Annotated in this window: 11 protein-coding genes and 2 pseudogenes; 6 read left to right on the forward strand and 7 right to left on the reverse strand. The window is 33.2% G+C overall.

Annotated features, from left to right (window positions below):
- Positions 1–87 precede the first annotated feature (87 nt).
- Positions 88–255, reverse strand: a pseudogene (locus tag HGO49_RS07530) (zinc ribbon domain-containing protein); the annotation flags it as partial.
- A 74-nt stretch (positions 256–329) separates the two neighbouring features.
- Here HGO49_RS07530 and HGO49_RS01350 point away from each other — a divergent pair.
- Entirely contained in the window at positions 330–1,418 is a 1,089-nt protein-coding gene (locus tag HGO49_RS01350) for an IS481 family transposase (RefSeq protein WP_096616077.1), read from the forward strand.
- A gap of 25 nt (positions 1,419–1,443) precedes the next feature.
- Here the strand turns inward: HGO49_RS01350 and HGO49_RS01355 are convergent.
- Positions 1,444–2,619, reverse strand: a pseudogene (locus tag HGO49_RS01355) (IS4 family transposase); the annotation flags it as partial.
- Between the two features lie 83 nt (positions 2,620–2,702).
- Here HGO49_RS01355 and HGO49_RS01360 point away from each other — a divergent pair.
- The 4 genes from HGO49_RS01360 to HGO49_RS01375 all read left to right on the forward strand — a co-directional run bounded on the left by HGO49_RS01360 (position 2,703) and on the right by HGO49_RS01375 (position 5,336).
- The gene (locus HGO49_RS01360) at positions 2,703–3,500 is read left to right on the forward strand and encodes a contractile injection system protein, VgrG/Pvc8 family (RefSeq protein WP_017531745.1); all 798 of its coding nucleotides are present in this window, start codon (positions 2,703–2,705) and stop codon (positions 3,498–3,500) included.
- Between the two features lie 52 nt (positions 3,501–3,552).
- Positions 3,553–4,086 (forward strand): ankyrin repeat domain-containing protein, encoded by a 534-nt coding sequence (locus HGO49_RS01365; RefSeq protein WP_017531746.1) that lies wholly within the window; start codon positions 3,553–3,555, stop codon positions 4,084–4,086.
- Between the two features lie 72 nt (positions 4,087–4,158).
- Positions 4,159–4,386, forward strand: coding sequence for a hypothetical protein (locus HGO49_RS01370; RefSeq protein ID WP_108784223.1), 228 nt, complete (start codon positions 4,159–4,161; stop codon positions 4,384–4,386).
- A 20-nt stretch (positions 4,387–4,406) separates the two neighbouring features.
- Entirely contained in the window at positions 4,407–5,336 is a 930-nt protein-coding gene (locus HGO49_RS01375; protein ID WP_172758419.1) for a patatin-like phospholipase family protein, read from the forward strand.
- Positions 5,337–5,402: 66 nt separating this feature from the next.
- Here the strand turns inward: HGO49_RS01375 and wmk (HGO49_RS01380) are convergent, their stop codons facing one another.
- The 5 genes from wmk (HGO49_RS01380) to HGO49_RS07445 form a co-directional block, all read right to left on the reverse strand.
- Entirely contained in the window at positions 5,403–6,368 is a 966-nt protein-coding gene (gene wmk, locus HGO49_RS01380; RefSeq protein WP_017532596.1) for a WO male-killing family protein Wmk, read from the reverse strand.
- 63 nt (positions 6,369–6,431) lie between these two features.
- Entirely contained in the window at positions 6,432–7,631 is a 1,200-nt protein-coding gene (locus HGO49_RS01385) for a hypothetical protein (protein WP_040754823.1), read from the reverse strand.
- Positions 7,632–7,966: 335 nt separating this feature from the next.
- Positions 7,967–8,635 carry a JAB domain-containing protein gene (locus HGO49_RS01390; protein ID WP_017532597.1) on the reverse strand — a complete coding sequence of 223 codons (669 nt, stop codon included), beginning with the start codon at positions 8,633–8,635 and terminating at the stop codon, positions 7,967–7,969.
- Positions 8,636–8,820: 185 nt separating this feature from the next.
- A complete protein-coding gene (wmk, locus tag HGO49_RS01395; RefSeq protein WP_458694618.1) occupies positions 8,821–9,654 on the reverse strand; it encodes a WO male-killing family protein Wmk in 834 nt (277 codons plus the stop codon).
- Positions 9,599–9,727, reverse strand: coding sequence for a hypothetical protein (locus tag HGO49_RS07445; protein ID WP_256390371.1), 129 nt, complete (start codon positions 9,725–9,727; stop codon positions 9,599–9,601). The genes wmk (HGO49_RS01395) and HGO49_RS07445 overlap by 56 nt, the downstream gene beginning before the upstream one ends.
- 129 nt (positions 9,728–9,856) lie before the next feature.
- Here HGO49_RS07445 and HGO49_RS01400 point away from each other — a divergent pair, with 129 nt between their 5' ends.
- A complete protein-coding gene (locus HGO49_RS01400; protein ID WP_172758418.1) occupies positions 9,857–10,738 on the forward strand; it encodes an Rpn family recombination-promoting nuclease/putative transposase in 882 nt (293 codons plus the stop codon).
- The last annotated feature ends 298 nt before the right edge of the window (positions 10,739–11,036 follow it).

Consider the following 11,036-nt stretch of genomic DNA (forward strand, 5'->3'; position numbering starts at 1 on the left):
GGAGTATTAAATTTACTAATCTTTCCATAAAAGAATGATAGAGAAGTTTAATAATTCAAGATCCTTCTAAAGAAATTATCTTATTTTTTACTGGCAGACAGCTTGCTTAAACCCGTAAAACTTCTCCATCTGCTCACTCCACAGCATCGGTATTTCTCTCAAATCAGCTAACTTCAAACCCCTTGGTTGCCTCCCATTTACTATATCTTCTTTAATTTTTGGTGCTAAATAATTCAGCCTTAAAATTTGCTGTATATGTATTAAACAAGACTTGATCTGACACTTTAAAAAAGTAAGTTATAAAATAATAAAAGAAAGGAGTGTTAGAAATGAGTACGATACAAACAAAAATACTAAAGCCGAAACTAGGATTGCTAGAGCTAGCAAAACAGCTTGGAAATGTGTCTCAAGCATGCAAGGTTATGGGATATTCAAGGGATACATTTTATAGATTCAAAGAACTATATGAAAATGGAGGAGAAGAAGCGCTGCATGAGATAAGCAAGAAAAAACCACTTATGGCAAACAGAGTCTCTGAAGACATGGAAAGAGCTGTAGTTAATATTGCAACAGAATTTCCTGCATATGGACAACAAAGAGCTGCAAATGAACTGAGAAAAAGGGGCATAATAATCTCTGAAGGTGGAGTGAGATCTGTATGGCTGAGAAATGACCTTGAGACCTTCAAAAAAAGACTGAGGGCTCTTGAGGCAAAAGTTATGCAAGATGGAATAATTCTAACAGAGGAGCAACTTGCGGCTTTAGAAAAAGTTAAAGAACAAAGGGAAGCACATGGTGAAATTGAAACAGAGCATCCAGGTTATTTAGGTTCTCAAGATACTTATTATGTAGGCAACATCAAGGGTATAGGAAGAATCTATCAGCAAACTTTTATTGATACTTATTCGAGAGTGGCTTTTGCTAAGCTTTATACAGATAAAACTGCTATTACCGCTGCTGACTTGCTGAATGATAGAGTAATACCATTTTTTGATGTACAAAGCGTGCCATTATTGCGCATTTTGACCGATAGAGGTACAGAATATTGTGGCAAACCAGAGAATCACGCTTATCAGTTATACTTAGGAATCGAAAATATTGATCACTCAAGAACTAAAGCCAATTCTCCGCAAACTAATGGCATATGCGAGAGATTCCATAAGACTATGCAAGATGAGTGTTACAATATTATTTTTCGCAAGAAAATCTACAATTCTTTGGAAGATCTGCAGATAGATGTTGATCATTGGTTGCGTTCTTATAATGAGACAAGGCCTCATTCAGGCAAATATTGCTATGGCAAAACGCCTACTCAGACTTTTCTTAATAGCAAACACATTGCTTTTCAGAAAAATATTAGTAGCATGAAACAAGAGACTGATATTAGTTTTAACTACCTCAATTCTTCTGTCAGTTAATTCATCCCTGTCAGATTAAGTTGTGTCTAGTACAAATTATACTCATAATTGTAAGAAAGCGGATCAATCTATCTGCTGTTTGGAGCCTACATTCTTCAACTTTAAGACCGGATTTCAAAATTTTATGAAAAACCTCTATTCTCCATCTTAAGCAATACCATTGTATTTTTTCTACTGCTTCTTCAAAATTATTAATATTTATATTTGTTAACAAAATCCAGTTTATGGGCTCTTCGCCAAATGGGGGATATCTTTCTATAACATAGACAGCATTTAAATTTAAATTAGGAAGTTTTTGGGTTTTACGTCTAGCGTTGTTTTTTGATGCATTCATCACAAAGTTACTAAACTTTACTTCTAAAACTGTTGTTCTTTGAGGTTTTTTATCGCGAGCAGGAATACTCACTTGAATTTCTCCTTGACAAGACATGCGATTCATCAAATCCCACAATCTTTCACCACCTTTTTCAGAATAAGTCGACTTCTTGTTTACTGTTCTGTTTTGATTTCCTCTTACTACAAAAAGAGATTGATTAGTGGAAGCAACTTCAAATAAATCATAAATATCTGCTTCTCTATCACAAACGGTAACTACCTTAACATCCTTTAATCCAGGATGTTTAGTAGAGTCTTTAAGTGATGCTATCCACCGTATGCTTTCTTTCTCTTCTATGGGAAGAGCAGTATTATGGCTTCTTCTTTTCAACTCCTTTAGGTCTTCAGTTAAGGAAGGTCTAGTACTAATTTTTTGATCCAATAATCCTATAGGTAGTCCTTCTGTTGTAACTGCAAACGTTGTATGCATCACTAATCCATGGGTTTTAAAATTAGTTGTTTTAGATGTTAATCTTGCTGCTATAATCCCTAATCCTTCGGTCTTTTTATGATTTTTATATGAAATATAACTCGTATCCTGGATAGCTAAGATAGTTGAGTATTCTTTAGCTCTTTCAACAGTTTTAATTATATGACTGTCTAATATTTTTCTTTCAGAAATGGCATCGTTTTGGAAAAATCTATAAGCTGCTTTACTTTGATGCCAATCTTCACAAGCTTGATTTATTGAACGCTCAGGCGATTCAGCAAAACTATTAACTATTTTTAGAAGCCTTTTACTTAATCTTATATCACCAAAATTAACAATTCCAAATTCACTTTCTGCCCATTCGCCAGTTGAGGTATTTATAGTTCTTTTCATCATATATTCCATTTTTAGACCATAGATCTATTTATAATAGAAAGTTGAATTAGTAAAATAGCAGCTTTTTCTCCATTTTTAGATTTATGGGTAATAGTAAGGGTTATAAGGAAACGGGAATCTTTCCAATGGGTATATATACAGTCAACGAAGTTACGATACAAGGTCCACCTAAGACTCTATTAATCAAAGCTCATGCAACAAATTTAAGAATATCTTTAAAAGCAAAGGTATCAAAAGAATGGCATCAAATTACCATAGAAAACTTAGTGAAAGAAATAGCTCAAAAACATGGATATGGACATAAAGTTGCTGAGGAATTTAAGAATGTATTGATACCCCATATTAATCAGGCAGATGAAAGTGATATAAGTCTGTTAACAAAGATCGCAACAGAGCGTGAAGCAATGGCAAAATTAGCTGGTGGGTATATATTGTTTATTTCAAAAAATATGGCAAAATCAGCCACAGGAAAAGCTTTAGGAACAACTACTATTATACCTCAAGACACAATTAATTGGAAAGTGCATTTTACCGTACGTGATAAGTATAATTCAGTAGTAGCAAAATGGTATAGCTATGAAAAAGGTGAAACTATTAAAGAAACAGTTGGTAGCGGTGAACCAAGTTATATTATGCTGGAACTTTACTCAAATGCAGAGTCAGCACTAAGTGCAGCAAATGCCAAGTTAAAACAATTGAAACGTAACAATGAAACTTTAGATATAACTATGCCTGGTAATCCAGAGTTATTTGCAGAAGCTAAACTTAATCTTATAGGTTTCAATCAAGCAGTAGATAGTGAATGGATAGTTAATAGAGCGGAGCATACTTTAAATAGCTCAGGTTACCTTACTATGTTGTCAGCATCTTTGAGTAAGTGATGTTAATAAAAAATGAGTAAATGATCTATTTAATATTAAAAAGATGTTGAATATGGATAAATTGGGTCAAGATACAAAAAACAAGCTGCATTTTTGGTGGCTTATAACAGTAATAGTATGTATTATTGCTACCTATTCCTACATGAGGGCAAAAGCTGTAGATAATTATAAAACGATATTACGCATTGCTTCTCAAAATTGTAACTTAGAGACTGTAAAATTCTCAGTAAAAAATTTATTAGATATTGATACACACATGCCTAAGTTAACTGCGTTACATTACGCTGCAGAAGGGGGATGTTTAGAGATAGTTAGGTTTTTAATAGATGAGGGAGTTAACGTAAACATTATTAACAAGTATGGAAGCACAGCACTACATAATGCTGCATATTATGGTGATTTAAGGATTATCAAATTTTTGCTAGAAAAAGGCGCTAATCCTAACATTATAAACGATGATGGAAAAAAACCTAGAAATGTAGCTGTGTTAAGGTCAAGGCACAACAAAGACAAGCCCTACGATCAAATAATAAAGTTACTTGCAGAAGCAGAGGATCAATACGAATCAACAAAAAGTAATCACTAAAGCTATAAGTTTTCTATAATCTGTACATAAACTTCCAAAACTATCCATAATAAATTCACATTTTAAATTATTATGCAAAATCAAAAAATCCCAATTACAGTAATTATCACGTTATTAATCCAAACCGTAGCATTTATATGGTGGTTATCCAAGCTAGACTCAAGGGTACAATTTCACGATAAACTTATTGAATATGGTTTAATGGAAAAAGTGTTAGTACTTGAGGAAAGGGTAAAAAATCTTTCTGAAGAATTAGATGAGTTTAAATTGCAGGTTTTAAGCGGAAAAATTAAATCTTAATATCCTTACCTAAATTCATAATGATTAAATATATTTTATCCGTTGACGGAGGAGGCATAAGGGGCATAATACCAGCCATAATATTAGCAGAAATAGAAAAAAGAACAAGAAGAACTATAGCTGAAATCTTTCACTTAATGGCAGGAACCTCAACCGGTGGAATTGTTATAGCAGGATTATGTAAAAAAGATAAACAAGGAAATCCTCAATATTCAGCCAATGATTTAGTCGAGCTTTACCAAAAATACGGGTCATATATTTTTAAGTCTTCATTCTTCCGGCGATCAATATTATCTTGGTTTAACTGTGCACAATACCCACATAAAAATATTGAATTTGTATTGGACAAATATTTTGGTGATGATACTCTACAAAACACTTTAAATAATGTACTGCTTACCAGTTACGACATTCAGAATAATTGCCCATTTTTCTTCAAAAGCTGGAAAGAAGGTAATATTAAGCTGAAAGATGCACTCAGAGCTGCAACGGCTGCACCTACTTACTTTGCACCTAAATATCTTAAAATCAACCACAAGGAAATGGTATTAGTGGATGGCGGGGTATTTGCAAATAATCCAGCGGCTTGTGCATATGCAAGTGGTAAGAGGTTATTTCCAAATGATGATATTCTACTGTTATCGATAGGTACTGGAAGAACAGATAGAAGCATAGAGTATGCCAATTCAAAGAGATTTGGAAAAATAGGCTGGATAAAACCTTTGTTAAGTGTGATGTTTGCCTCTGGATTGGACTGCGTAAATTATCAGATGAATCAAGTAATAGGCAATAGATACGTAAGAATACAATCGCAATTGAAGCTAGCGTCGGCTGACATGGATAACATTACATCAAAAAATATCAAATTTCTTCAACAGGAGGCAAATGCAATGATAGAAGATAATCAGAAAGTGATAGAGAAATTCTGTATAGAAATATTAAATATATAACTATTCTCTCTAATATTTTAATATATTATTTATGAGTCAGTAAACTACTGAGGTTTTTAATCCAGGTTAAGTTTTGAAAGCATAATTTTCAAGCTCCTCAATAGATAAATCTGTTATTTTAGAAATAGCATCAATAGAAACGTCCAACATACGTAAATTATTCGCAACTTTTATTGCCTCTGCTTTGTAAATCTTTTCTTTGTAAACTTGCTTTCTTTGCGATAAAAATTCTACCCATATATCCAGTTCATCTCGTGATTCTTGATTGTCAATTTTTTTAGACTCTCTCACCCAACTTAATAGCTCGTTTTCTGCTTTATAATTATCTTCTTCTTTCTTCATCAGATCTTCAGGATTAACTGATAACTTTTCTGCTATTTCCCATAATCTTTCACTTAAAATGGTAACACTACCTTGTTCATAGTGATGTATCTGTGAGGGTCCTATATCTAGCTCTCTTGCTAAATCTTCTTGAGTATATCCTCTTATTATTCTCCATTTTTTTATCTCTTGTCCTTCGTTTGAATGCTCAGAGCCTTTTTTCTCATCATATTCATCAGTTGATAAACCAGTTGCTCGATAGATAATATCATTATCAAACCCCACTTTCGCTAAGTTCTTGGCTATGCTTACCCTTGCAGCTTTTACATTATTTTCCTCTTCAGCTTGAATAAACCCAGTCAAGTCCCGAATCAACTTGCATGACTCTTGTCCCTTTATTTTTGCTATAAAGTTGTATATCCATTCTTTATTAAAAGAACAATTTTCTCTCAGTACTTTTTGTCTAGGAAATAAGCTACCAACATGAACTGATAATGCTTCCGCTATAACTTTTAATTTTTTAATTGGAATGCCACATGTTCCTTTCTCATATCTTAGCAACATATGATACTTTATACCTGTTTTCTCTACTAGATCTTTTAGGGTATACTTTTGTTTTAGCCTCCAGCTTCTTATTTTTTGTGCTATTTTGTATCTTGCAGGGCTAATGTTCTTTGTATTATTGTTCACTATTTTTGCGGAAATAAACATATATACCCTGCTAGAAAATTTTTTGCTATAGCTTAACTTTATTGAGGAAAAGTTTCCGATTGTTTAAAGCTTTCGAGAGGTTTCTTTACTACCTCCACACACCCTATCAACCCATGATAATGTTTCATTATTACTAATCGCCCTTATTTCTTCTTTTGCCTTTTCTTTACTCCACTTACCACTCCTAGGGAAACTTCCTTTTTCTACCGCTTCTGTGACCGTCATTCCTCCAAAAAGGCAGCCTTTTCCTATAGTTTCTTTTCTTTTTTGTAATTCAGACCACATTTCTTTATCTGCTACTCTGACCTCTACTTGACTGTCATTTTCCGCATTATGGTATACTACAACTTTTAGGCTACCAATACTTGTGGAAAATGTTATCTCAAAAGCACTATTGTCGGACACATCAACGTAATTCCTTTCACCTTCTTTTCCACTTCTAACTTCAACCTTACTATTCCCTATTTCTATAACATCACCTCCTAATTTTACCTCTCCTGTGGTTAACCCTAAATTTTTTGTACCTTCCAATACTCTTGCAATATTTACCTTGCTATTATCAGAAAATTTCATAAAAAATGTCTGATTGTCTATTTCCACATCCTCTATGATTCCCTCATTTTCAATAGCACTTTCACCGATTTCTCTCAATTCTTTAAGCCACTCATCTATCTGTGGACGAATCTCTTGATACAGTTTGTTATGCATTTCACTTATTCCCTTATCCTGCAATAGATCGTAACTGAATATTGCTCCATTTAGCATCAATTCACATATTATGTCTTCCTTCTCATTTTCTTTGCATTTGATCGAAGGCATTTTCGATATCACCGTATCAGCAAAACTCTTCTGTCCTTCGCTATACGCATTTATCCTTATTCCAGTACTTAGTGCTTGATCTATAGTTTTGTTCAGTTCGTCTACGCTTTTTGCCTTTACTACTCTACTTTTAAACCACCTCAATTCTGCATTTTCACTTGCACTTGGCTCTATCTTGCTTAAGGCTGGAATAAACGGATTTTGACGATTTGAAGATTTTTTGTTATAAACCTCACGTCCTTCTCCAAGATTGATTGATTTTCCAGAAACATCGCTAGGGGAAGGCACACCTTCAGGCTTCTCAAACCTGCTTTTATCACCAAATATTTTTGGTTTATTATCGGTCTCGTCTACAAATATAGGCTGCTGATTTTTTTTGCCAGTACGACTTATACCTTCAATAGCACTATATAGTCCTTTTGGTAATTTTTTAGAATCAATCATAAGTATTTCCATCTGTATCATCAAATGATACTGTTTTTTTAGTAGTCATATAGCCTCCTATTAAGCATGTTATTCAAGTCTACAGAGCAATTTATTGCTTTATAATTAACTTAATACGCAAATTATAAAAAGATCTTGTATATCTTGCAACTATTTATAATAAAAGAATAGATTTTTTAGGACTTTTATTCTTTAATCACGACTTAATATACAAGCTATACAAAGATCTTTTATATTGTGCAGTTCTTGCTCTCCAGATTCTTAACTAAGTTTTTTTGCTACTTGATTTTATATTTCATTGTGTAGCCAAACTTCTCAAGTAATTGAAATTTGGTTTATAACAGCTCTCTTTCCTTAAAACTGCAATATCCTTTGTCTGTCATAATAATGTGATCCTCTAACTCAATTCCCACTCCTTGACATGCTGACACTAATTCTCTAGTCATTACTTTATCATCTTCTGATGGTTCTAAACTCCCTCCTGGATGATTGTGGGATAATATTATCGACGCTGCTTCCATTGATAATGCCTTTTTTACCACTTTCCTTTCAGACAGTTGTACTTCATCTATTGTACCAAAATACACTTCGTCTCTTATCAAACGGTTCTGTTTATCCAAATATATTATTTGAACAGCTTCTTTTGCTGAAAAGCCTATATTTACCCTTACATACTCTATCAGCTTTTCTTGGCTATCCATTACTGGGCCTCTCTTTAATCCTTCTCTGAGTGCTCTTTTATAAGCTTCTTTTACACATTCAATTGCTGCAGCTGCATGTTCGGTCATTCCTTCTATCATTTTCAGATCATCGATTTCTCGTCCCAAAATTTCTCCTATTCCTGGGCAGTTATCCATTAAAGTTTTAGTAACATCTTGTGCTTGCTTTCTGTCATGAACTGCTCCTAGAAGCACTGCCATTATTTCACGATCAAATAGAGCACTTCCTCCTCCACTTTGTAATACTCTCTCTATTTCTTCTGTAAGTTTTTTACCATTATTCATAAAATATACTCCTCGTTAATAACAAATTGTTTTTAATTATTTACTGCTGTTTTTTATCAGCATTGGCATAGAGCCATAGCTTCCGAGTGAAGTCAAATCAATTTTTCAATCTTTTTTACTTATTTTTTCATGAATAATTTAAGATATTAACGTATGCTTATTTTATCTAATTGAAAATTAATTCTTTATGTAAAAGAAGTTGTTACTATTTTAGAAATAACATCAGTAGAAAAACCTAACTGAAGTAAATTATTTGCAACTTTCATTTCCTCTGTTTTGTAAATCTTTTCTTTGTAAATTTGCTTTCTTTGCAATAGAAATTCTACCCATATATTCAGCTCATCTCGTGATTCTTGATTGTCAATTTTTCTATATTCTCTTGCCAAACCTAATAACTCATTTTCTGCTTCACCATCTTCATAATTATCTTCTTCTTTTATCAAATCTTCAGCATCCACTGATAATTCCCTTGCTATTTCACATAACCTTTCACTTAAAATAGTAGCACTACCTTGTTCATAATGATGTACCTGCGAGGGTCCTACATTAAGCTTTTTTGCTAATTCTTCTTGCGTATAGCCTCTGATTATTCTCCACTTTTTTATCTCTTGTCCTCCGTTTGGCTCGTATCTCTCTTTATCAGCATATTCTTCAGTTGATAAGCCTGTTGTTCGATAGATAATCTCAGTATCAAACCCTGCTTTAACTAGATTCCTTGCAATTCTTATTCTTGCTGCTTTTATATTACTTTCTTCTTCAGCTCGGACAGATTTGGTTAATGCATAAATTGCTTTGTGTCCTCCTGTTTTTTCTATGAAATTATACATTTCCTGGCTTCTAGCTTCATCAAAACAACAGCTCTCTTTTAGTACTTTTCGTCTTGGAAAGAGATTTCCAACAGGAATTGATAATGCCCCTGCTAATATTTTTAACTTTTCAATTGGAATGCCACATGTTCCTTGTTCATATCTTAGCAGTGTATGATAGTTTATGTTTGCTTTGCCTGCTAAATCTTTCAGGGTATATTTTCTTTTTAACCTCCAGCTCCTTACTTTTTGTGCTATCTGATACCTTATTTGAGATGTTTGCCATAAATATTATACATGTTAATACTACCAAACAAAGATATACAAAAGGGATGCTTCATTCTATGTTTGAATTTTAGTTGAATATTTCTTCACAATTGTGTATAATTGTTAATGCTTTTTACCTTACTTTCTCATGGCTCTTTCGAAGTTTCTCGATCCAAAAAATGATATATCGTTCAAGCGCATCTTTGGTACTGAAAAAAATAAGGACATCCTTATTCACTTTCTTAATGATATTCTTGGCTTCACTGGTAAAAGTGCAATAAAGGATATAGAGTTTTTAAGTACTATTCAAGACCCTGATATTGCCTCTAAAAAACAAAGCATTGTCGATGTTCTTTGTAGAGATGAAAATGGGCTGCAAGTGATAGTCGAAATGCAGGTCGCTAAAACCAAAGGCTTTGAAAAACGTGCTCAATACTATGCTGCTAAAGCTTACTCAAGACAAGCTGATAAAGGTGATCAATACCATGACCTTAAGGAAATTATCTTTATTGCTATAGCAGATTGTATACTATTTCCTGATAAGGCTGAGTATAAATCAAAACACACCATTCGGGATGAAGATACTAATGAACATGATCTAAAAGATTTTTATTTTGTATTTATTGAGCTGCCTAAATTTCCAAAAACCAAAGAAGATCAGCTTTCAAGTATAGTTGAAAAATGGGTCTACTTTTTTAGATATGCAGATGAAACTAGTGAAGAAGAGTTAGAAAGAATAATAGGAAGTGATCTAATAATTAAAAGAGCGTATGAAGAACTAAATAGGTTCAACTGGTCAGAAAAAGAATTTATTGCCTATGAACAAGAGATAAAGCGTATCCGTGATGAACAGGCTGTCCTCGCTCAAAAACTCGATGATGCTAAACATGAAGGCATCCAAATCGGCCATCAAAAAGGTAAAATTGAAGTTGCCAAGAACTCACTCAAGGCTGGTGTCTCTATTGATGTTATAGCTCAAATCACCGGTCTCTCTCATTCTGAAATTTTACAACTCAAGGAAAAAACATAATATTCTTACTTATTCACTTCAATATTTATGAAAACCTCTCCTAAGTTAAACATACCACATAATTAAGAGTCTAATGAACTGTCTAAAACAGCTATAAAGATAGCACACAGAATTATATAAATTACTATCATAACGTTACCCAAACTTCTATATCAAAGCGACGTACTGTAAGTTTAATATGGATAGTATATTAACCATTTATTCCCCAACTCTAGTCTTGTATTCCCACTTCATTCATGTTAGTATTAGAGCCATCAAACTTGCTACTGGTATACCTAATTATTTTGTGGCTAATTTT

This window comes from Wolbachia endosymbiont of Diaphorina citri (assembly GCF_013096535.2).
In the GTDB taxonomy this organism is placed as follows: Bacteria; Pseudomonadota; Alphaproteobacteria; order Rickettsiales; family Anaplasmataceae; genus Wolbachia.